Below are 21,935 nucleotides of genomic sequence, written 5' to 3'. Positions count from 1 at the left end.
GGGTGCGCGGCCCCCGGGCCCCGGGGGCCTGGGCGCGCCAGACCCGCACCCCCGGGGGGGGGGGGGGGGCCCGCCCCCCCCGCCTCCAGTCCGTCTCCTAGGTACGTCTACCGCGTCTACCGCGCCAGCTTCAGCCAGACGGCGCCGAGCGGCGGCACCACCAGGTGCGCCGACGCGGGGCGTCCGGCCCATGGGGTGTCCTCCGCGGTGACGACGCCGAGGTTCCCGACGCCGGACCCGCCGTACTCCGCGGCGTCGGTGTTGAGGACCTCGTGCCAGGCGCCCGCCGTGGGCAACCCGAAGCGGCGCTCCACCGGGACCCCGGAGAAGTTCACGAAGACGGCCAGCCGGTCGTCGCCGTCCTTGCGGAGGAACCCGAGCGTGGAGTGCGGTGCGTCACCGCCCTCGATCCACTCGAAGCCGTCGGCGGTGGCGTCGTGCGTCCAGAGCGCTGGGGTCTCGCGGTACACCCGGTTGAGCGACGCGACGAGGTCCTGCACTCCCCGGTGCCCCGGGTCGTCGAGCAGCCACCAGTCCAGGCCGCGGGCCTCGGACCACTCGGTGGGCTGGGCGAACTCCTGGCCCATGAAGAGCAGTTGCTTGCCGGGGTGCGCCCACATGAAGGCCAGGTAGGCACGCACGTTCGCGAGCTTCTGCCACTCGTCGCCGGGCATCTTGCCGTACAGGGAGCCCTTGCCGTGCACGACCTCGTCGTGGCTGATCGGCAGGGTGAACTGCTCGCTGAACGCGTACACGAACGAGAACGTGATCTCGTCGTGGTGGTAGCTGCGGTACACGGGTTCGCGCTCGATGTACTGGAGCGAGTCGTGCATCCAGCCCATGTTCCACTTCTGGCCGAAGCCGAGCCCACCGGCGCTCGTGGGCTGGGTGACCCCCGGCCACGAGGTGCTCTCCTCCGCGATCATCACGATGCCGGGGTAGCGCTTGTACGCGGTGGCGTTGGTCTCCTGCAGGAAGGAGATCGCCTCGAGGTTCTCCCGCCCGCCGTGGATGTTCGGCAGCCAGTCGGTGCGTGAGTAGTCGAGGTACAGCATCGAGGCGACCGCGTCGACCCGCAGCCCGTCGATGTGGAACTCCTCGAGCCAGTAGAGCGCGTTGGCGACGAGGAAGTTGCGCACCTGCGGCTGCCCGAAGTCGAACACGTACGTGCCCCAGTCGAGCTGTTCCCCACGGCGGGGGTCGGGGTGCTCGAACAGCGCGTACCCGTCGAACTTGCCGAGTGCCCACTCGTCCTTCGGGAAGTGCCCGGGGACCCAGTCCATGATCACGCCGATGCCTGCCGAGTGCAGACGGTCGATGAGGTACCGGAGGTCGTCCGGGGAGCCGAACCGCGCGGTCGGGGCGTAGTAGCCGGTGACCTGGTAGCCCCACGACCCGCCGAACGGGTGCTCGGACAGCGGGAGGAACTCCACGTGGGTGAACCCGAGGTGCTGCACGTGGCCGATGAGCTGGTCGGCGGCGTCACGGTACGACAGCCCTGGTCGCCACGAGCCGAGGTGGACTTCGTAGACGCTCATCGGACGGTCGTGCGTGGTCGTCTTCGCGCGGTGCTCCATCCACTGCGCGTCGCCCTCGGACCACGTGTAGTCGGACGAGGTGATCACGGACGCCGTCAGGGGCGGGACCTCGGTGCGGCGGGCGAACGGGTCGGCTCGTTCCACCCAGCCGGAGTCGGTGAGCAGTTGGAACTTGTAGCGCTGTCCCTCGAGCGCGCCGGGCCAGAACAACTCCCAGACGCCGAGGTCGGTGAGGCGGCGCATCGCGGTGGTGCGGCCCTCCCAGCCCTCGAAGTCGCCGATGACGCGCGCGGCCGTCGCCCGGGGTGCCCACACCGTGAACGAGACGCCGTCGACGCCGTCCACGGTCGTGACGTGTGCTCCGAGGTGGTGCCACAGCTGCTCGTCACGGCCCTCGCCGAAGAGGTGCAGGTCGAGCTCGCCGATCGTCGGGGCGAACCGGTACGCGTCGTCGGTCGTCCAGGTCGCGTCGTCGGTGTCGGTGGACTCGTCGTAGTCGTAGTCCGCCTCGACCCGGTAGCGACCGAGTCCGCCCGCGACGGCTCCGGCCCACAGGCCGTCGCCCTCGTGCGTCAGCTCGATGTCATCGCCGTCGGGGCGGACGATCCGGACGGCGTCCGCGAGGTGGCGGACCACCCGGACGCTCGTGCCGCCGTCGACGGGGTGCGGGCCGAGGACGTCGTGCGGCTGCGACCAGCGGGCCTCGGCGACCTGCTGGCGGAGCCAGTCCTCGAGCGGAGCGGGACGCGGCTCGGCAGCAGCATCGGGAGCGGCCGTCGACGGGGCTCCGGGTGTCGGCGCCGCCGTCGGTGCTGACGGTGCTGCGGGTGCGCCGCTGCCCACGGCCTCGGCCGCGATGTGCCGCGGGTGCGCTGCGTCGGAGGCATGGCCGGCCAGCGTCGCAGACTCCGCGACTCCGCGGTCGGGAGCCTCGTGCGGTGCGGCGGGCGCCCCGGGCAGGTCCTCGCCGGGGGCGGAGACGCGCGGTTCGTACCGCTGCGTCGGAGGCGTCGTCGGCCGGGCCTCGTACGACTCCGGAGCCACCGGTGCGTCCGCCCGTTCGGCGGCGACGTGGTGCGCGGGGTGCGTCGGACGCGGCGTGTCGGACGGCATGCGGCGCGGGAGGACCGGCGGCGGGGGCGGCGGGACCGCCGGCACGCCGGGGGAGTCGCCCCGGGCCTTCCGTGCGTCGTCCTCGGGGTGGGTGTCGGTCATCGGTGGGGTCCCTCCACGACGAGCAGGTGCACGGGTTCCTGGAACGCGTCCAGGCGGACGTAGTTCGACGATCCCCAGACCCAGCGCTGGCCGGTCACGACGTCGCGGACGTCGAACGCCTGCTCGGAGTCGAGACCGAGCGCGGCGAGGTCGAGGTGGACCGTGGTCTCACGGGCCGAGTGGGGGTCGACGTTCGCGACGACGATCACGGTGTCGTCGCGGCCCGACCGGATGAACCGGCCGGGAAGGTGCTTCGAGTAGACGACGATCGCCGGGTCCTCGGCGTCGTGCACGTGCAGGTTCCGGAGCTGGCGGAGCGCGGGGTGCGCCTGCCGGAACCGGTTCAGCATCGTGACGTACGGCGCGAGGCTCGCTCCCTCGGCCTCGGCCAGGGCGAAGTCGCGGGGCTTGTACTCGTACTTCTCGTTGTCGATGTTCTCTTCCGAGCCGGGACGGGCGACGTCCTCGAAGAGCTCGTACCCGGAGTACATGCCCCACGTCGGCGCGCCCGTGGCGGCGAGCGCCGCACGGATCTTGTAGCCGGCGCGACCACCGAACTGCAGGTACTCGGTGAGGATGTCCGGCGTGTTCACGAACAGGTTCGGGCGCAGGTACGCACTCGTCTCGTGGGAGAGCTCGTCGAAGTACTCGGCGATCTCGTCCTTGGAGTTGCGCCACGTGAAGTACGAGTACGACTGCTGGAAGCCGACCTCGGCGAGCGCCCGCATCATCGCCGGGCGCGTGAACGCCTCGGCGAGGAACACCGTGTCCGGGTGTTCGTCGCGGACCTCGCGGATGACGCGCTCCCAGAACCAGAGCGGCTTGGTGTGCGGGTTGTCGACGCGGAAGATCCGGATGCCGAAGGCGATCCAGTGGCGCAGGACCCGGAGGACCTCGGTGACCAGGCCCTCGGGGTCGGAGTCGAACTGGATCGGGTAGATGTCCTGGTAGCGCTTCGGCGGGTTCTCGGCGGTGGCGATCGAACCGTCGGCGCGCTGGGTGAACCAGTCCGGGTGCTCGGCGACCCACGGGTGGTCGGGAGAGCACTGCAACGCGAAGTCGAGGGCGACCTCCATCCCGGTGTTCTTCGCCGTCTCGACGAAGTCGCGGAAGTCGTCCTCGGTGCCGAGGTCGGGGTGGATCGCGTCGTGTCCGCCCTCCGGCCCACCGATGGCCCAGGGGCTGCCCGGGTCGTGCGGCCCGGGGGTCAGGGTGTTGTTCGGCCCCTTGCGTGCGGTCGTCCCGATGGGGTGGATCGGCGGCAGGTAGACGACGTCGAAGCCCATGCGGGCGACCCCGGGCAGGCGGCGGGCCGCGGTGCGGAAGTCGCCGCTCTTCCAGGAGCCGTCGGCGTTCTTCTTCGCGCCCTCGCTGCGGGGGAAGAACTCGTACCAGGCGCCGACGCCCGCGCGGGTCCGCTCGACGTCGAGCAGCTGCGTCGGGGAGTGGGTGCGGAGAGAGGTCAGCGGCGCTTCTTCGACCTCGGCGGTGATGCGCGGGTCGTCGACCGCGGCGAGGCGCTCGGCCGGGTCGAGGTCGGTGTCGCGGATGCGTTCGGCGGCGCGGGTGGCCGCGGGGGAGTCGGTCTCCGCTGCCAGGCGATCGAGCAGCACGGCGCCGTCGAGCAGGGTCGCCTCGGTGTCGACGCCGGCGGCGATCTTCAGCCGCGCGCCGTGCAGCCAGCTCGCCCAGTCGTCGGCGTAGGACTCGACGTGCCAGGTCCACACACCCGTGTGGTCGACCTGCACCGTCGCCTCGTACCGGTCGGTGCCGGCGGCGACCAACAGGAGCGGCACGGTCCTGGTGCCCCCGTCCGGTCGTTCGAGGACGAGGTCGGCGCCGATGACGCCGTGTCCTTCGCGGAAGACGGTGGCGCCGAACGTGATCACCTCGCCGTCGAACGCCTTGCCGGGGAATCCGTTCGGCGTCCTGGGGGCGAGTTCGGTGATCGGGATGCGCCCGATCTTCGGTCGGCGGGGTCGGTCTGCGGTGGCCACGGAGCCGACGCTACCCGGCGAGGGCCTCCGCGTTCCCCGGAACGTGCCGTCTGTGGAGAGCCGGGCGCGCCGTGGAGCTGTGGAGGGACGGACTGGAGGCGCGGGGGGGGGCCGCCCCCCGCCGCCCCGCCCCCCCCCGGGCGGTCTCGGGGGCGGGGGGCGGCCGGGGGGGCCGCCCCCGGCGCGGGCCCCCCCCCCGCCCGGTGGGAGCGGCCCCGGGGGGGGGGGCCCCGGCGCCGCCCGCGCCCCCCCGGGGGGGGGGGGGGGGGGGGGGGCCCCGGGGGGGGGGGGGGGGGGGGGGGGCGCGGGGGGGGGGGGGGGGGGCCGGGGGGGGGGGGGGGGGGGGCCCCCCCCCCGCGCCTCCAGTCCGACCCGCCGTCAGGCGATCTCGAAGACGTGGATCCCCGGGCCGTACGCCGTGAAGACCTGCCCGGCCGGCCGGAGCCGCTCGTGGTCCCGGTGCTTCTCGCTCGACCACGCCAGGCGGTACCCGACCACGTCCTCGCGCACGGGCAAGGTGATGTCGCGCGTGCGCCCGCTGCCGTGCACGACCACCAGGACCCGGTCGAACGGCTCGTGCTCTGGCGTCGACTCGGCGAAGTACTGCAGGGCGCGGTGGATGGGCTGGTCCCAGCCCTCGAGCGTCATCGGCTGCCCGTCCGGCCCGTACCAGGACATCCGCGAGGCTCCAGGTGTCTCCTGCCCCTCGACCCCGAAGCGCGTCGGCCGGAGCGCGGGGTGCGCCGCCCGGAGCCGTGCCAACGACGCGACGGCCGACGTCATGGCCTCGGCGTCCTCGTCGTCGGACCAGTCGACCGGGGTGAGGTCGTCCGACACCACGTACGCGTTGTTGTTCCCGTGCTGCGTGCGGCTGCGCTCGTCACCGGCGGTCAACATGGGGACACCGGCGGAGAGCATGAGGGTCGCGGCGAGGTTCCGCATCGACCGTCCACGGGCCGCGCGGACCCCCCGGTCGGCGGTGTCGCCCTCGATCCCGTGGTTGAACGAGCGGTTGTCGTTCGAGCCGTCCCGGTTCTCCTCGCCGTTCGCCTCGTTGTGCTTGCCGTCGTACGACACCAGGTCGAGCAGGGTGAAGCCGTCGTGGGCGGTGACGAAGTTGATGCCGGCGAGCGGTCCGCGTGCTGTGTCGAAGAGACTCCTCGATCCCGTCAACGCATCAGCCAGCCGGCCGATGCCGTGCGCCGGGGCACCGTTCCGGCGTTCCTCGGCGATGTCGGTGAGCCAGAACTGCCGCACGGTGTTCCGGAAGCCGTCGTTCCACTCGCTCGTGCGGGTGCCGAACGACCCGGTCTTCCAGCCGTCGGGTCCGACGTCCCACGGCTCGGCGATGATGAGCGTGTCCTGCAGGTCCGGGTGGTTCCGGATCCGGTCGAGCAGCGGGTGCGCCGGGTCGAACACGTGGTCGGCATCCCGGCCGAGCGCTGCCATGAGGTCGAAGCGGAAGCCGTCGACCTGCACGTCCCGTGCCCAGTACCGCAGGCTGTCGACGATCAGGTCGGCCGTGGCCTCGACCGAGGTGTCGAGCGTGTTCCCGCAGCCGGTCGTGTCGTAGTAGGCCGCCGGCTCGCCGTCCGGAAGGCTCGCCCACCGGTACCGGTTCGCCCCGTCGATGCCCCGCAGCGAGCTCGTGGGGCCGCCGAGTCCTTCCTCGGCGGTGTGGTTGTAGACGACGTCGAGCACGACCTGGATCCCGGCGGCGTGCAGCAGCCGGACCATGCCCTTGAACTCCCGGAGCACCGCCGACGCACCCTCGGCCCGCGCGCCGGGGGAGGCGTGGGCGGTGTGCGGCGCGAAGAAGCCGAGGGTGTTGTAGCCCCAGGCGTTCTCGCGTCCGGCGTCCCGCAGCCACCGCTCGGTGTCGAACGCGTGCACCGGCAGGAGCTCGAGCGTGGTCACACCGATCCGGTGCAGGTGCGCGATGGTGCTCTCGTGCGCGATGCCGGCGTACGTGCCGCGGAGGTGCTCGGGGACGGCGGGGTTCGCGGCCGTCAGGGTCCGGACGTTCGCCTCGTACACGACGGTCCGGTCGAGCGGCGTCGTCGGCTTGACCACCCCGCCCCAGTCGAACGCGTCGTCGACCACCACGCCCGTCCACCGCGAGTCCGCACCTCGGACGATCCCGCGGGCGTACGGGTCGAGCAGCGGACGGGTGGGATCGAACGCGTGCCGCGGGCCGGCCGGTCCGTCGACGAGCAGGTGGTAGGTGTCACCCGCCTCGACACCGGGGACCTCGCCGCTCCAGACGTCGCCGGACTGCGTCAACGGGACGGTCCCGCGGCCGTCGACCACGACCGACACGGCCGTCGCCGAGGCGGAGCGGACGGAGAACCGCGGGACACCGGCCCCCAGGATGAACCCCTGGGTCTCGTCGATCGCGGTCTCGTGCATGCCCACCAGGGTACGAGGACCCGCGGGTATCCTGGAAATGCTCGTTCAGGGGGTGCAGATGCCGGTCTACCTCGACCACGCCGCGACGACGCCGATCCTGCCGGAGGCGCTCGCCGCGTTCACCGCTGCGCTCGGCACCGTCGGCAACCCGTCGTCGATCCACAGCGCCGGGCAGCAGGCGAAGATGCTGCTCGAGGACGGCCGTGCCGCGGTCGCCGCCTCGCTCGACGCCGACCCGGTCGAGGTCGTGTTCACCTCGGGCGGCACCGAGAGCATCAACCTCGCGGTCAAGGGCATGTTCTGGGCGCGGCAGCAGGACCGGCCGCGGCCCCGCATCGTCGTGCCCGGCGGCGAGCACCACGCGACCGTCGACACGGTCGAGTGGCTCGAGCGCCACGAGGGCGCGGTCGTCGACGTGGTCCCGTTGGACGCGCAGGGTCGCGTGGACCTCGCCGGCCTGGAGGCACGACTCGCCGACGCCTCGGACGTCGCCCTGGTCACGTTCCTGTGGGCGAACAACGAGGTGGGCACCATCCAGCCCGTGTCACGGATCGTCGAGCTCGCGCACGCCGCGGGCGTGCCCGTGCACAGCGACGCGGTCGCCGCCTACGGGCAGGTGCCGGTGTCGTTCGCGGCCTCCGGCCTCGACGCGTTGAGCGTGTCCGCGCACAAGATCGGTGGTCCGGTGGGCATCGGCGCGCTCGTCCTCGGGCGCCGGGCCACGGTCGAACCACTCATCCACGGCGGGGGTCAGCAGCGCCAGGTGCGGAGCGGCACGCAGGACGCCCCGGCCGCTGCGTCGTTCGGTGTCGCGGCGGCGATGCCCCACGCGGACGTCCGGGCGCTGCGGGACCGACTCGTCGCCGGGGTCCGGGCCGCCGTGCCCTCGGCGGTGCTCATGGGGGACCCGGTCGACCGGCTGCCGGGCAACGCGCACTTCACGTTCCCGGGGTGCGAGGGCGACTCGCTGCTGTTCCTGCTCGACGCCGCCGGGGTGGCCGTGTCGACCGGTTCGGCGTGCCAGGCCGGCGTGCCCGAGGCCTCGCACGTCCTGCTCGCGATGGGGCTGTCCGAGCAGGACGCCCGCGGAGCACTCCGGATCACGCTCGGGCACACCACGACCGTCGCCGACGTCGACGCGTTCCTGGCTGCGCTGCCGGACGCGGTGGCGCGGGCGGGGGCCGCGGGGATGGCGTCGCGTGAACCGGTCCTCGGACGCTAGGCCGCGCGCTGTGTCCCTCCGCGTGTCCGCCGCCGTGCTGCTGGCCGTGCTCGTCGGGACGACGGTGGCCGGCTGCGTCGCCGCCGGCCCGCGCGACGGCTTCCTCACGCTGTCGGGGTCGGATGCGACCGAGCCGCCGACGTGCACGGTCGCTGCGCCGGTGAGCGTCGAGACGCTGGACGGCACGGATCTGCAGTCGTGCCTGCCGTCGGGCCAGGAACTCGTGTTCCCGGACGGGTACCGGGAGATGCTCGGCGAGACGTCGGGCAGTTCCGCCAGCGCTCCCGGTGCGGGGTTCGTGTACAACTGGGTCTCCGTCGGACGATGGGGCCTCGTGGCTGCCCGGGCGTCGGACGACTGCTCGGACGTGCGGGAGTGGGGGCACCCGGAGGCGCTCCGACGTGTCCACGAGGCGTTCGGTGCCGACTGGGCGTGCGACGACGCGGAGTCGTCCGACCGTGGCTGACCTCGACCGGCGACTCGTCGAGCTCTACGACGACGACAACCCCGACGGTCCGGACCACGACTTCTACCGCGCGCTGGCCGACGAGTCCGGAGCGCATTCGATCATCGACCTGGGCTGCGGCACGGGCATCCTCACCGTGACGCTCGCAGGCCCGGGCCGCCGGGTCGTCGGGGTCGATCCGTCGGTCACCATGCTCGACCGTGCTCGCGGTCGGCCGGGTGCCGAGACCGTGACCTGGGTGCACGGCGACAGCCGACAGCTCCCGGAGACGTCGGCCGACCTCGCCGTCATGACGGGCAACGTCGCGCAGCACATCGACGATCAGGACTGGGCACGCACCCTGCGGGACCTGCGAGGGGCACTCCGTCACGGCGGGACCCTGGCGTTCGAGAGCCGGAACCCGGCGGCCGAGGCCTGGCACAGGTGGACCTCGACCGCGCGCACCACCCGCGACACCGCGCACGGGCCGCTCGAAGAGTGGTCGGAGGCTGAGGAGGTCGCCCCGGGAGTCGTCCGGCTGATCGCGTCCAACCGCTTCACCGACACCGACGAGACGATCGTCGAGACCGTGACGCTGCACTTCCGCACGCGGAACGAGCTGGAGCGACAAATCGCCGCTGCGGGGTTCGCCGTGACGGCGGTGTTCGGCGACTGGCAGCGCGGCCCGGTCGTCGACTCGTCCGCCGTCCTGGTCGTCACCGCGGTCGGTCGGTGACCGGCGAGGCGGAGGCGAGCCGCGCCTCCAGACGGTCAGCTGTGTCGGACGCGCGCCGGTAAGCTTGGTGACCATGGTCGAACTGGACTTCACCGAGCAGATCTCCGCCCTCCGCGAGACCTTCGGCAACATCCGCTCGGTGGTCGACGTCGACCGCCTGCAGCGCGAGATCGCCGACCTCAGCGAGCAGGCCGGGGCCCAGGACCTCTGGGACGACGTCGAGCACGCGCAGCAGGTGACGAGCGCGCTCTCGCACCGGCAGTCGGAGCTGAAGAAGGTCAACGACACCGAGCGGCGCATCGACGACCTCGAGGTGCTGGTCGAGATGGCGAACGAGGCCGACGACCAGGAGTCCGCCGACGAGGCCGCCGCTGAGCTCAAGGCGATCCAGAAGACCATGGGCGACCTCGAGGTGCAGACGCTCCTCGACGGCGAGTACGACGACCGTCCCGCGGTCATCACGATCCGTGCTGGTGCCGGTGGCGTCGACGCCGCGGACTTCGCCGAGATGCTGCTGCGCATGTACCTCCGCTACGCCGAGCAGCACGGCTACAAGACGACCGTGATGGACACCTCCTACGCGGAAGAAGCGGGCATCAAGTCCGCCACGTTCGAGGTCGACGCGCCGCACGCGTTCGGCACCCTGTCCGTCGAGGCCGGCACCCACCGGCTCGTCCGGATGTCGCCGTTCGGTGCAGCGGGCAAGCGCCAGACGTCGTTCGCCGCGGTCGAGGTCATCCCGCTCATGCCGGAGACCGCCGTCATCGACATCCCGGAGAACGACATCCGCGTCGACGTCTTCCGTTCCTCCGGCCCCGGCGGCCAGTCGGTCAACACGACCGACTCCGCGGTCCGCCTGACCCACATCCCGACCGGCACCGTCGTCTCGATGCAGAACGAGAAGTCGCAGATCCAGAACCGTGCCGCCGCCATGCGCGTGCTGCAGTCGCGACTCCTGCTCCTGAAGAAGGAAGAGGAGAACGCGAAGAAGAAGGAGCTCGCCGGCAACATCACGGCGAGCTGGGGCGACCAGATCCGTTCCTACGTCCTCGCGCCGTACCAGATGGTGAAGGACCTCCGGACCGAGCACGAGGTGAACAACCCCTCAGCCGTGTTCGACGGTGACCTCGACGGGTTCATCAACGCGGGCATCCGCTGGCGCAAGCAGTCGGTCGATTCCTGAGCCGCGCGCCTCGGTTGATTTCCTGGCGGGGAGACCTACCCTGATCCGGTCATGATCAAATTCGACCAGGTCACCAAGGTGTACTCGGGCAACCCGAGTCCCGCGCTCGACGCCATCTCCCTCGAGATCCTCAAGGGGGAGTTCGTCTTCCTCGTGGGCGCGTCCGGGTCCGGCAAGTCCAGCTTCCTCCGCCTCGTGCTGAAGGAGGAGAAGCCGTCGCGCGGGCAGATCCACGTGCTCGGACAGCGTCTGGGCGCCCTGTCGTCGCGCAAGGTCCCGTACTTCCGCCGCAACCTCGGCGTGGTCTTCCAGGACTTCCGGCTCCTCCCGAACAAGAACGTCTTCGACAACGTCGCGTTCTCGCTGCAGGTGATCGGCAAGAGCAAGGGCTTCATCAGCGAGGCCGTCACCGACGTGCTCAAGCTCGTGGGCCTGGCCGGCAAGGCGACCCGCATGCCGCACGAGCTCTCCGGTGGCGAACAGCAGCGTGTCGCGATCGCCCGCGCGGTGGTCAACAAGCCGGCGATCCTGCTCGCCGACGAGCCGACCGGAAACCTCGACCCGACGACCTCGGCCGGCATCATGGCGCTCCTCGAACGCATCAACCAGGGAGGCACCACCGTGCTCATGGCGACCCACGACGCCAGCATCGTGAACCAGATGCAGCGCCGCGTCATCGAGCTCTCGAACGGGACCATCCTGCGCGACGAGCAGTCGGGCGGTTACCAGACCCAGGCGGTGCCGATCCAGCGCGGTGGTGGCGTCTCGAACACCACCGGCATCCAGACCATCCCGGGGATCATCCGATGAGGCTCGGGCTCGTCATGTCCGAGGTCGGCTCGGGCCTGCGGCGCAACGCGTCCATGGTCGTGTCCGTCGTCCTCGTGACCTTCATCTCGCTGACCTTCGTCGGCACCGCGATCCTGCTCCAGATGCAGATCAACCAGATGAAGGGGTACTGGTACGACCGGGCCCAGGTCGCGGTCTACCTCTGCACCGACACGGACACCACCGGCAACTGCACCGGCGCCAAGGCCACCGACGACCAGCGGCAGCAGGTGCAGGCGCAGCTGGATTCCTCGACCCTCAAGCCGTACATCGAGAAGACGTACTACGAGGACCAGGACCAGGCGTACGACCGCTTCAAGCAGCAGTTCAAGGACTCTCCCGCCACGGAGTTCGTCAAGCCCGAGTACCTCAACGAGACCTTCTGGGTGAACCTGAAGAACCCGTCCCAGGCGGACGTGCTCGTCGAGAGCCTGTCGAAGGTCGCCGGCGTGCAGAGCGTCGTGGACCAGCGCGGGTACCTGCAACCGATCTTCAACCTGCTCAACGCGTCGTCGTACACGGCGATCGGCATCGCGTCGCTGATGCTCATCGCGGCCGTGCTGCTCATCGCGACGACGATCCGCCTGTCGGCCTTCAGTCGAAGGCGCGAGCTCGGCATCATGCGCCTCGTCGGGGCGTCGAACCGGTTCATCCAGACACCGTTCGTGCTCGAGGGGGTGATCGCCGCGGCCATCGGGGCGGTCCTCGCGGGTGGGGCGATCGTCGCCGTGGTGTGGTTCTTCGTCCGGAACTACCTGGCGCAGCGGTTCTCCGGCACGGCGTTCATCGGGATGGGGGACGCGGCGGTCGTGGTCCCGGCGGTGATCGTCATCGGCATCGTCCTGGCGGGGCTGTCCGCCTTCGTGGCGATCCGCCGGTACCTCAAGGTCTGACGCGTGGTCGCGTCGGCGGCGCGCCGGGAAGGTGCGCCGCATGCCGTGCGTTCGGTAGTCTGTAGGGCTGCGCATCCGCAGCGACCGCCCGGGAGGAGACACGCATGGCGAAGGAACGCGGCGAGAAGATCGTGGCGACGAACCGTCGCGCGCGTCACGACTACCTGATCGAGGACACGTACGAGGCCGGCATGGTCCTGTCCGGCACCGAGGTGAAGTCCCTCCGTGAGGGGCGCGCGTCGCTCGTCGACGGGTACGCCTTCATCGACGGGGGCGAAGCCTGGCTCGACGCCGTGCACATCCCCGAGTACACCGAGGGCACGTGGAACAACCACGCGCCGCGGCGGAAGCGGAAGCTGCTCCTCCACAAGCAGCAGATCGTGAAGATCTCCCACAAGACGGCCCAGGGCGGCTACACGCTCGTGCCGCTGCAGATCTACTTCCACGACGGCCGGGCCAAGGTGGAGATCGCGGTCGCGAAGGGCAAGCGTGAGTTCGACAAGCGCCAGGCCCTGCGCGAGAAGACCGACAAGCGCGAGGCCGAGCGGGCCATGCGCACCCGGAACCGCGTCGGCGAGTAGCGCTGATCGGTTTCGGTCGGTAGACTGAGGGACTGCTCCGAACGGGGCATTGGCAACTCAACAGCGTGACAGCGGCTCGCACGTCCGGCCCGCATGGGGATGATCGGTTTCGACATTGCCTGTGTGCCGACGGGAAGCGGGCCGAGGACCCACGGTTATCTCGTTAACGATCCGTGGAAACCAACAAGTGCCAATTCCAAGCGCACTGACTTCGCTCTCGCTGCGTAAGCAGCCCAGCACATGAAGTCCGTCGGCCAGGTGATCGTCTTCTAACCTGAGTTCCGGCGTCATCCAGAGGACTTGCTGCACGGTTGCGCCTCAGGGCCGTGCGGGACTTGCACTGAGACTGGGCCCGTCGTCCTAGAAGCCGGTAGCAAAGGACGGGGCCGAGCAGAACGAACCATCCGGATACGCCCGTAGAAGACGTCGAATTGCAGCGATGGACGGGGGTTCGATTCCCCCCATCTCCACCATTCGCCGAACGCCGAGCCGCTGTCACGCTGACGCCACACCGAACGCCCCGACGCCGTCCCTGGATGGTTTCGGGGCGTTCGCTGTCCCGCTACCCGCGGGGACTACGATCCGGGCCAGGTGCGGGAACTCGCCCGTGCTGATCCCGAACGAGAGGTCCACGCGTGGTGCAGGAGATCGCGATCCGAGTCCGTCTGCGAGAGCAGGAGCGAGTGGTGCTCGCCGACTACGAGCGGGCGGTCGCCTCGGTCGCGACGGTCGCTGCGTTGGCTGCATGGCTCCCGACACCGGACGCCCGGTTGGTCATCCGCGGGCGCGGGGCCGAGCCGGTGCGGCTCGAGACGGTGACCTACGGGTCCGTGATCGAGATGCTCGTCGTGCTCGACCAGCGGTCACCGGCGGTGGAGCGAGGAGCCGCTGCGATCGCGGCGCTCGTCGAGTCAGTGCGGCACGAGCACGTCGAGGACGACGTCGCCGGCGTCGCCGGCGAGCTCGACCGACTGGACCGGTCGGCGCCCCGCGGGCGGTCGGTGGTGGAGCGGACGCTGCGGGCGTTCCTCGAAGGTGCGCGCGCCGACGTCCTCGCCAGGAAGACCACGACCCGGGTGCGGGCGGCGCAGGCGCTCCTGCGTCTCGCCGAGGACGGGGCATCGCTCGTCGTCGAGCGGGTGGACGATGCGCTCGCGCCGGTCGTCGAGGAGCACGCGGTCGACGTCCTCACCGACACGGGCAGCGCGGTCGTCGTCGAGCCCGTGGACGGTATCGGGTCGACGGAGCAGGAGCCCGAGCCCCAGCCGAAGAAGGCGTCGAAGAAGGCTGGCAAGAAGCAGTCCGACAAGAAGAAGAACAAGAAGGACGACAAGAAGAAGAGCAAGAAGGACGTCGGCAAGAAGCAGTCCAAGAAGGACGACGGCAAGAAGAAGGCGAAGAAGAAGTAGCCTGAGTGCTTGTACAGCACATTTGTTTCCATTGTGTTAAACAATCCGGCGAAAGTGCTGTCACGGTGCCAGAGTCGATGAGCGCGGCCCCCGTTCGCGGGACCGCGCTCATCGACAGGAGCAACAGTGGCTACAACGACACAGGCGCTGCCGGACTCCGGCCTCAAGCGCAACGTCGGCTTCATCGGGCTCATCTGGGCCTCGACGGGGTCGATCATCGGCTCCGGCTGGCTTTTCGGCTCGCAGGAGGCCTTGAAGACCGCCGGACCAGCCGCGATCATCTCGTGGCTCATCGGCGGCGTGGCGATCCTCGTCCTCGCCCTCGTGCACGCCGAACTCGGCGGCATGTTCCCGATCGCGGGTGGAACAGCGCGGTTCCCCCACATCGCGTTCGGTGGCGTCGCCGGAGCCTCGTTCGGGTGGTTCTCGTGGCTGCAGTCCGTGACGGTCGCCCCGATCGAGGTCGAGGCGATGATCAAGTACGCGCAGCACTGGGAGTTCGCACACCCGTGGTTGCACACGACGACCGTCGACGGTGAGACGCAGCAGCTGCTGACCGGAGCGGGGATCGCCGTTGCGGTGGTCCTCATGGCCGTGGTCACGGTGATCAACATGCTCAGCGTGAAGATCCTCGCGAACACGAACTCCGCGGCGACGTGGTGGAAGGTGGCGATCCCCCTGCTCGTCATCATCGTGCTGGCGTTCAGCGGGTTCCACGGCTCGAACTTCACGGCGGCCGACGGCTTCATGCCCGAGGGTGCGAAGGGCATCCTCGCCGCGGTGTCCACGTCGGGCATCATCTTCGCGTTCCTCGGGTTCGAGCAGGCGGACCAGCTCGCCGGTGAGGCCAAGAACCCGAAGCGCGACATCCCGAGGGCGGTCATCGGCTCGGTGCTCATCGGGCTCGTGATCTACCTGCTGCTCCAGGTCGTCTTCCTCGGCGTGCTGCGCTCCGACGCGATCCAGGGATCCTGGGCGACGGCGGACTTCACGAAGTACACCGGTCCGTTCGCCGACATCGCGATGGCGGCCGGCATCACCTGGCTCGCCGTGATCATCTTCATCGACGCGATCATCTCGCCCGCCGGCACCGGTCTGATCTACGTGACGGCGACGAGCCGGATCTCGTACGGGCTGAGCCGCAACGGCTACTTCCCGAAGGCGTTCGAGTGGACGACGAAGCAGGGCGTGCCCTGGGTCGGCCTGATCGTGGCGTTCGTCGTCGGGTGCGCGTGCTTCGCCCCGTTCCCGTCGTGGCAGGGGCTCGTCAGCCTCATCACGAGTGCGTCGGTGCTGATGTACGCGGGTGCTCCGCTGGCACTCGGTGCCTTCCGGAAGCGCATCCCGGAGATCGAGCGGCCCTACCGGATGCCGGCCGCGGCGGTGCTGTCGCCGATCGCGTTCGTCGTCGCGAACCTCATCATCCTCTGGACCGGGTGGGACACCGACTGGAAGCTCGGCGTCGCGATCCTCATCGGTGCCGTGGTGATCATCCTGAACAACGTGTTCCGCGGCGCTTCGAGCGTCCGGCCGCGCTGGGACTGGAAGGCGGCCCAGTGGCTGCTGCCCTACCTGATCGGCATGGGCCTCATCGTGTTCCTCAGCGACTTCGGCCCGCTGACGCACCCGGTGTTCCCGCTGTGGATCGACATCGTGGTGGTCGCGGTGTTCTCACTGGTGATCTACTACTGGGCGATCAACTCCGCCTCGGACCGCGAGGAGATCCTCCGCACCGCCGAGGACGTCCGTGACGTCGAGGAGAGCGGCGTCGTCGAGCCGGTGCACCACTAGAGCCGAACGACTAGAAGTCGAACAGGTTCTGCCGGATGCCTCCGGCGCCGTACTCCCGTCGGAGGAGCCCACGGCGCCGGAGCACCGGCACGAGGTCGCCGAACGTCCGGTAGACCTGCGCCGGGTGCAGGTCGCCCGAGAAGATGATGCCGTCGTTGTCCGCGTCCGCGCCGAGCTCCTCGATGAAGTCGGCGAACTCGTCGGCGGTCCCCACGAACCCTTCGCGCGCTGACACCCGACCCTTGCGCGCCTTGCGTTCCAGCAGCGAACGCAGCGGTGCATCCGGGGTGTCACCGACGAGGCCGCGGATCGTGCCGGCGGACACGTGGTCGCCGAACGTCCCGGCGGGGATCGGCGCGTCGAGGTCGAGCGCGAGCAGGTCGGTTTCGGAGTCGCTCGACCATGCGATCGCCGCGGTGCGCAGGTCGTCGTCGGAGGGGTGCGTCGACGCGGAGACGATCCGGTCGGCTTCCTCGGTGGAGGACACGATCTCGGGCTTCAGGACGAACAGGATCCGGAGGTCCGCGGCGGACCGGCCGGCGAGGGCAGCGGCCGAGACCACCCGCTCGCGGTAGTCCCGTACGGCAGCGGCGGACAGCGGTGCGAGCGCGAGCTGCACGTCCGAGTGGGTCCCGGCGAACGCCAGCCCGCGCCCGGAGCCGCCGGGGGAGACGACCACCGGATCCGAGTCGAGCGGCAGCGCGTTGAGCGGCCCGTCCGCGGTGAAGTACTCGCCCTCGTGGTGGAACGCGTCGAGCGCGTCCCCGTTCGCGAAGTTCCAGTCCGAGGAGTCGCCGACGTACCCGTCGGAGCGCCAGGAACGCCAGAGCCGCCGCAGCAGCCCGATCCACTCCTCGGCACGGTCGTACGCCTGGTCGTGGGGCAGCGGCGACAGCCCCGCGTGCCGGGCGCTCCCGGTGTCCGTCACGACGTTGATGCCGAGCCGCGACCCGGACAGGTGCGCCAGCGTGGCGAACTGCCGAGCAGCGAGGTACGGCGGGGTGAACCCGGCGTTCACGGTCGGGGCGATGCCGATGTGCGACGTCGCGGCGAACAGGTACGGCGCCAACAGGAGCGGGTCGTGCTTCGGCCCGCCGTACGCCTGGCGGATGCGCAGGTCGAGCGTCGACGGGTTGCCGAGCGAGATGGCGTCCTCGGCGATGACGAGGTCCATGCCCGCCTGCTCGAGGGCGCGGACGGACTGCTGGTACAGCTCGGGCTTCGTCCAGTCGTGTCCCCAGTCCCAGTCGGACCGGCCCCACGCCTGCGGGCCGAACCCGCGTGAGAAGAAGTACCCGAAGTGCTGCAGTTCGGCCATTGCCTAGAGTTCCTCCGCGATCACGTGGTTGCCGGGGACGGCGTGTTCCAAGGAGGCGAGCTCCGAGTCGGAGCCGACCCGTGCCTCCAGGCCGACAGCGCCGACAGCGCCGACAGCGCCGACAGCGCCGACAGCGCCGACAGCGCCGACAGCGCCGACACCCGCACCACGCAACGCTGCGAATCCGCGCGACAGGTCGCGGACCAGGTCCGCGACGTCCTCGATCCCCACCGACAGCCGGATCAGACCGTCGTCGATGCCCTGGTCGGCGCGCTCCTGGGGCGTCTTGCCGGCGTGCGTCGTCGTGGCGGGGTGCAGGATCAGCGAGCGGACGTCCCCGAGGTGGGTCATCCGGCTGAACAGCTGCACGCTGTCGATGAAGGTGCGTGCGGCGGCTTCGCCGCCGTCGAGCGTGAACGCGAAGACGGAGCCGGCACCGCGCGGCAGGTAGCGCTGGGCGAGGTCGTGGAACGGACTGGAGGCGAGACCCGCGTAGTCGACGCTCGTCACCTCCGGCTGCTGCTCCAGGAAGGACGCGACGGCCAGCGCGTTCGCGCTGTGGCGTTCGACGCGCAACGACAGCGTCTCGATGCCCTGGCGGAGCAGGAAGGAGTTGAACGGCGACGGGGTCGGGCCGATGCGGGAGGCGACGACGTCGCGCGCGAAGACGATGAACGCCCGGCTGCCGTAGCGGTCGACGTAGCTCTCGCCGCCGAGCGACCGTTCCGGGCTGGTCAGGTGCACCCAGCGCTCGGGGGAGACGGACCAGTCGAACGTGCCACCGTCGACGACCACGCCGCCGAGGCCCGCGCCGTGCCCGGAGAGGAACTTCGACGCGGAGTGCACGACGATGTCGGCCCCGTGCTCGAACGGGCGGACGAGGTACGGCGTCGCCAGGGTGTTGTCGACGATGAGCGGTACACCCGCACGGTGCGCGGTGTCGGCGACGCCGGAGATGTCGAGGACGTCGTTCTTCGGGTTCGGGATGGTCTCGGCGAAGAACGCCTTCGTGTTCGGACGGACCTGCCGAGCCCACTCGTCGAGGTCGCGCTGGTCGGCGACGAAGTCGACCTCGATGCCGAGGCGGCCGAGGTTCTGCACGAGCAGCCCCTTCGTGCCCTCGTAGATGCTGCGCGCCGCGGCGACGTGGTCGCCGGCCTGCAACACCCCGAGGAACGCGATGGTCGCGGCGGCCTGTCCGCTGCCGACGAGGATCGACTCCACGCCGCGCTCGAGCAGGGCGATGCGACGCTCGACGTCCGCGTTCGTGGGGTTCCCGAGGCGGGTGTAGGTGTAGCCGTCGTCCGTGCCGGCGAAGCGGTCCCGGGCTTGGTCGAAGTCCTCGAACAGGAAGCCCGAGGACATGTGGATCGCGGGGACCCTCGCACCGTGGCCCGCGTCGGGCTGGAACCCGCCGTGCACCTGCTCGGTCGCGAAACCGTGCGCCTCGTCCGTCATCGGTCTACCTCCTGCCGTGGTCGTCCCGGTACTCTCGCAGGCCTCGCCCTCCAGCCGCCGATTTGCGGCGTCCCGTTACGGTGGAGGCATGGTGGACGAAGACGCGACCCTGGTCATCCGTGACGTGCGACCGTGGGGAGGGGAGCGTCGCGACGTCGTCGTCGCCGGCTCCCGCATCGCCCGTGTGACCGCCCCCGGCGCAGTGCCGACGGCGGGCGCCACCGAGGTGCATGGCCGCGGGCAGGTCGCGCTCCCGGGTCTGGTCAACACACACGCCCACGTCGACAAGAGCTGGTGGGGCCACCCGTGGGAGTCGTACGGCGGCGAGGGCGGGACCCAGGGGCGCATCGCCCACGAGCGTGCCCGTCGTGACGCCCTCGGCATCCCCGGCGAGGCCGTCGCCACCCGGGTCCTGCGCGAGTCCCTCCGCACCGGCACGACCCGGGTGCGGACCCACGTCGACGTCGACCTCGGGGTGGGGCTCCGCGGCATCGAGGCCGTCCGCGCAGCCGGTGCCGCCCTCGACGACGCGATCGAACTGTCGATCGTGGCGTTCCCGCAGGACGGCGTGCTCCGACGCCCGGGCGTCCTCGACCTGCTCCGGCAGGCGGCGCTCGCCGGTGCCGAGCACATCGGCGGCCTCGACCCGTCGCTCATCGACCGCGACCCCGTGGGACAGCTCGACGGCCTGTTCGACATCGCCGCAGACACCGGGTGCGGGATCGACGTCCACCTGCACGAGCCCGCCGACCTCGGGGCGTTCTCGTTCGACCTGATCCTCGACCGTGTCGAGCGGCTCGGGATCGCACCGGGCAAGGTCAACGTCGCGCACGGCTTCGCGATCGTCGACGTCGACCCGGTCCGGCGCCGCGACCTGCTCGCCCGGATGGCCGGGCTCGGCGTCACGATGACCACGGTCGCCCCGGTCCGCATGAAGCAGCTGCCGCTGCACGAGTTCGACGAGGCCGGCGTGCGGTTCGGCTTCGGCACGGACGGCATCCGGGACCTGTGGAGCCCCTACGGAGACGGGGACGTGCTCGGCATCGCCTGGCAGTACGCCCGGGCCGGCGGGGTGGTGCGGGACGAGGACCTGGTGCGGGTGGTCGAGATCGCCTCGCGCGACGGCGCCCGGTTCGTCACCGGCGAGGAGCACGACCTGGTGGCCGGCGCCCGCGCCGACGTGGTGCTGGTCGACGCGGAGAACCCGATGGACGCGCTGGTGCGCCGCGTGCCGCGGTCGCTCGTGGTGGCCGGTGGCCGGGTCTTCGACCCCGCGGAGCTGGCGCAGCACCCCTGGGAGTAGCGCGGCCGGCGGCGGGCGGTCGGTTCGCACGCCGTTCGCGACACCGCGCTCGTCGATCGACGTGTGCGGTGTCGCATCATGCGCATGTGCACGGTGCGTGCGCATCGTTCGACACGACGCCGGTCGATCGACGCGCGTGGTGTCGGAAGGTGCGCACGCATCGGACTGGAGGCGCGTGGTGGCGCCGGCACGCGCCTCCAGTCCGGTGTCAGTCGCGCTGGGCGAGGGCCGCCACCACTGCGGCCAGGCGTGCGGGCAGCCCCGGCGCGAGGCCGTCGGGCAGCGCGTCGAGGGCGAACCACCGGACGTCGTCGCTCTCGTCGCTGACGGTGGTCCGCCGAGCGGGATCGACCACGGCGACGAAGCCGACGTCCCAGTGCGCTGCGCAGGCGAAGCCCCCGTGCAGGTCGTGTCGGTCGAGGTCGGCGATGCTCTCATCGAGCAGGTCGAGGTCGGCGACGCCGGACTCCTCGCGGGCCTCGCGGCGGGCTGCGTCGGCGAGCGACCGGTCACCGGGTTCGAGGTGGCCGCCGAACTGCACCCAGAACCGGCCCTTGCCGTGGAGGCACAGCAGCACGCTGCCGAGGTCGGGCGAGAACACGAAGCACGACGCGGTGAGGTGTTCCGGGCCGCCCTCGCGTCGGAGTGCCGCGTCGCCGTGGGCCCGCACGAAGGACTCGAACCGGTCGCGGTGCGGGGCCGTCGTCGCGGCGAGGGCGGAGGTCACGGCGTCGAGGTGCACGGCGTCATCCTCGCAGGGCTCTCGCGTCGTTCACCGTGCCACGCGGGGGCGCGCCGGCTGCGGTGCCGTGCGACAAGTCCGATGTCGTACCACAGCGGAGTCGTCGTTCCGAGTCGGAACCCGCCCCCGCCCGCGCCCCCGCCGCTCCGCGTCAGAACAGCGCGCGCACGCCCGCCTCGACCGTCGCCCAGACCTCGAGCAGCGGCCCGCGCGCGAGCCACACCGCCACGGCGTTCACCGCGACGAACAGCGCGAACCAGACGCCCGCCGGCACCCGCATCTCCGCCGCCGCGATGTGGAAGTCCGTCTGCACCCGCGCCCCGGTCACCAGCCACCGCGCGACCTGCACCACCGATCGCAGGCCGTCGACCACGAAGAACGCCCCGACGGCGGCGACGACCAGCACGGTGGTCTCCGACGGGCGCAGGGCGACCCAGAGCGCGAGCGCGTCGAAGCCGAGCACCACGAGGATCCCGAACCAGTTCCGGACGAACGCCAACGCCACGAGCCCGACGACGCCGAGGACGACGACGGGCAGCCACCGCGACCCGTGCAGCACCCCGGTGACGAGCAGCACGCCGGCCCAGAGCGGTGCGCTGTACCCGGCGTAGAGGTTGAGGATCCGGACGAGCCAGCGGATCCCGCCCGGCACCCGGCCGAGCTGCACCCAGGCCTCGCCGGACCCGTCCGCGTGCAGCTCGATGCGCTGGATCCGCCCGCCGAACGGCACGACGACGATCGCGTGGCCGACCTCGTGCGCGATGGTCGCGGCGATGCGGGCCACGCGTCCGACGAGCGGCACGAAGGGCAGGACGGCGCCGACGAGGAGCGCGACGAAGACGAGGGGCGGGGCTGCGGTGGTCAAGG

Annotated in this window: 17 protein-coding genes and 1 other RNA gene; 11 read left to right on the top strand and 7 right to left on the bottom strand. The window is 71.0% G+C overall.

Annotated features, from left to right (window positions below; all coding sequences use genetic code 11):
• Positions 1-116 precede the first annotated feature (116 nt).
• From glgB to ABIC61_RS16985, 3 genes are all read right to left on the bottom strand, one after another.
• Positions 117-2,753, bottom strand: coding sequence for a 1,4-alpha-glucan branching protein GlgB (gene glgB / locus ABIC61_RS16995; protein ID WP_354030867.1), 2,637 nt, complete (start codon positions 2,751-2,753; stop codon positions 117-119).
• On the bottom strand, positions 2,750-4,750 hold the full coding sequence (locus ABIC61_RS16990) for an alpha-1,4-glucan--maltose-1-phosphate maltosyltransferase (protein WP_354030866.1): 2,001 nt from the start codon (positions 4,748-4,750) through the stop codon (positions 2,750-2,752). The genes glgB and ABIC61_RS16990 overlap by 4 nt, the downstream gene beginning before the upstream one ends.
• Before the next feature lie 378 nt (positions 4,751-5,128).
• Positions 5,129-7,159 (bottom strand): glycogen debranching protein, encoded by a 2,031-nt coding sequence (locus ABIC61_RS16985; protein WP_354030865.1) that lies wholly within the window; start codon positions 7,157-7,159, stop codon positions 5,129-5,131.
• A gap of 58 nt (positions 7,160-7,217) precedes the next feature.
• Between ABIC61_RS16985 and ABIC61_RS16980 the strand changes: the two genes are divergently transcribed.
• The 10 genes from ABIC61_RS16980 (at position 7,218) to ABIC61_RS16935 (ending at position 16,247) form a co-directional block, all read left to right on the top strand.
• Entirely contained in the window at positions 7,218-8,381 is a 1,164-nt protein-coding gene (locus tag ABIC61_RS16980) for a cysteine desulfurase family protein (RefSeq protein ID WP_354030864.1), read from the top strand.
• Positions 8,382-8,391: 10 nt separating this feature from the next.
• Complete coding sequence (locus ABIC61_RS16975) at positions 8,392-8,847, top strand: hypothetical protein (protein WP_354030863.1); 456 nt, start codon at positions 8,392-8,394, stop codon at positions 8,845-8,847.
• Entirely contained in the window at positions 8,840-9,562 is a 723-nt protein-coding gene (locus tag ABIC61_RS16970) for a class I SAM-dependent methyltransferase (protein WP_354030862.1), read from the top strand. The genes ABIC61_RS16975 and ABIC61_RS16970 overlap by 8 nt, the downstream gene beginning before the upstream one ends.
• Positions 9,563-9,635: 73 nt before the next feature.
• Positions 9,636-10,745 (top strand): peptide chain release factor 2, encoded by a 1,110-nt coding sequence (prfB, locus tag ABIC61_RS16965; protein WP_079236311.1) that lies wholly within the window; start codon positions 9,636-9,638, stop codon positions 10,743-10,745.
• A 51-nt stretch (positions 10,746-10,796) separates the two neighbouring features.
• Positions 10,797-11,555, top strand: a complete 759-nt coding sequence (gene ftsE, locus ABIC61_RS16960; RefSeq protein ID WP_079236310.1) for a cell division ATP-binding protein FtsE — start codon at positions 10,797-10,799, stop codon at positions 11,553-11,555.
• Entirely contained in the window at positions 11,552-12,466 is a 915-nt protein-coding gene (gene ftsX, locus ABIC61_RS16955; RefSeq protein WP_079236309.1) for a permease-like cell division protein FtsX, read from the top strand. Before ftsE ends, ftsX begins: the two co-directional genes overlap by 4 nt.
• Positions 12,467-12,570: 104 nt before the next feature.
• Complete coding sequence (smpB, locus tag ABIC61_RS16950; protein WP_022907777.1) at positions 12,571-13,047, top strand: SsrA-binding protein SmpB; 477 nt, start codon at positions 12,571-12,573, stop codon at positions 13,045-13,047.
• A 95-nt stretch (positions 13,048-13,142) separates the two neighbouring features.
• Positions 13,143-13,520: a transfer-messenger RNA gene (ssrA, locus tag ABIC61_RS16945) on the top strand.
• Positions 13,521-13,682: 162 nt separating this feature from the next.
• Entirely contained in the window at positions 13,683-14,456 is a 774-nt protein-coding gene (locus ABIC61_RS16940; protein WP_354030861.1) for a hypothetical protein, read from the top strand.
• Positions 14,457-14,582: 126 nt separating this feature from the next.
• Positions 14,583-16,247: an APC family permease gene (locus tag ABIC61_RS16935; protein ID WP_354030860.1), complete on the top strand. Its 1,665-nt coding sequence runs from the start codon at positions 14,583-14,585 to the stop codon at positions 16,245-16,247.
• Positions 16,248-16,257: 10 nt separating this feature from the next.
• Here the strand turns inward: ABIC61_RS16935 and ABIC61_RS16930 are convergent, their stop codons facing one another.
• Together ABIC61_RS16930 and ABIC61_RS16925 are read right to left on the bottom strand one after the other, a co-directional pair.
• A complete protein-coding gene (locus ABIC61_RS16930) occupies positions 16,258-17,565 on the bottom strand; it encodes an LLM class flavin-dependent oxidoreductase (protein WP_354030859.1) in 1,308 nt (435 codons plus the stop codon).
• A gap of 3 nt (positions 17,566-17,568) precedes the next feature.
• Positions 17,569-19,023, bottom strand: coding sequence for an O-acetylhomoserine aminocarboxypropyltransferase/cysteine synthase family protein (locus tag ABIC61_RS16925; protein WP_354030858.1), 1,455 nt, complete (start codon positions 19,021-19,023; stop codon positions 17,569-17,571).
• Positions 19,024-19,111: 88 nt separating this feature from the next.
• Between ABIC61_RS16925 and ABIC61_RS16920 the strand changes: the two genes are divergently transcribed.
• Positions 19,112-20,326, top strand: a complete 1,215-nt coding sequence (locus ABIC61_RS16920; RefSeq protein WP_354030857.1) for an amidohydrolase family protein — start codon at positions 19,112-19,114, stop codon at positions 20,324-20,326.
• A 208-nt stretch (positions 20,327-20,534) separates the two neighbouring features.
• Here the strand turns inward: ABIC61_RS16920 and ABIC61_RS16915 are convergent, their stop codons facing one another.
• A complete protein-coding gene (locus ABIC61_RS16915) occupies positions 20,535-21,068 on the bottom strand; it encodes an NUDIX hydrolase (protein ID WP_354030856.1) in 534 nt (177 codons plus the stop codon).
• 151 nt (positions 21,069-21,219) lie between these two features.
• Positions 21,220-21,933: a M50 family metallopeptidase gene (locus ABIC61_RS16910; RefSeq protein WP_354030855.1), complete on the bottom strand. Its 714-nt coding sequence runs from the start codon at positions 21,931-21,933 to the stop codon at positions 21,220-21,222.
• Positions 21,934-21,935: the final 2 nt, after the last annotated feature.

It is taken from the genome of Curtobacterium sp. 1544 (genome assembly GCF_040544915.1).
In the GTDB taxonomy this organism is placed as follows: domain Bacteria; phylum Actinomycetota; class Actinomycetes; order Actinomycetales; family Microbacteriaceae; genus Curtobacterium; species Curtobacterium pusillum_C.
Note: the sequence above shows the minus strand (reverse complement) of the source record. Positions and strands in the feature narration are given on the sequence as shown.

What these genes read in the sequence shown, in the direction of transcription:
- ABIC61_RS16985 (WP_354030865.1), bottom strand. Translation starts at nt 7,159, where the DNA reads ATGCACGAGACCGCGATCGACGAGACCCAGGGGTTCATCCTGGGGGCC.
- ABIC61_RS16920 (WP_354030857.1), top strand. Translation starts at nt 19,112, where the DNA reads ATGGTGGACGAAGACGCGACCCTGGTCATCCGTGACGTGCGACCGTGG.
- glgB (WP_354030867.1), bottom strand. Translation starts at nt 2,753, where the DNA reads ATGACCGACACCCACCCCGAGGACGACGCACGGAAGGCCCGGGGCGAC.
- ABIC61_RS16980 (WP_354030864.1), top strand. Translation starts at nt 7,218, where the DNA reads ATGCCGGTCTACCTCGACCACGCCGCGACGACGCCGATCCTGCCGGAG.
- ftsE (WP_079236310.1), top strand. Translation starts at nt 10,797, where the DNA reads ATGATCAAATTCGACCAGGTCACCAAGGTGTACTCGGGCAACCCGAGT.
- smpB (WP_022907777.1), top strand. Translation starts at nt 12,571, where the DNA reads ATGGCGAAGGAACGCGGCGAGAAGATCGTGGCGACGAACCGTCGCGCG.
- ftsX (WP_079236309.1), top strand. Translation starts at nt 11,552, where the DNA reads ATGAGGCTCGGGCTCGTCATGTCCGAGGTCGGCTCGGGCCTGCGGCGC.
- ABIC61_RS16925 (WP_354030858.1), bottom strand. Translation starts at nt 19,023, where the DNA reads ATGACGGACGAGGCGCACGGTTTCGCGACCGAGCAGGTGCACGGCGGG.
- prfB (WP_079236311.1), top strand. Translation starts at nt 9,636, where the DNA reads ATGGTCGAACTGGACTTCACCGAGCAGATCTCCGCCCTCCGCGAGACC.
- ABIC61_RS16930 (WP_354030859.1), bottom strand. Translation starts at nt 17,565, where the DNA reads ATGGCCGAACTGCAGCACTTCGGGTACTTCTTCTCACGCGGGTTCGGC.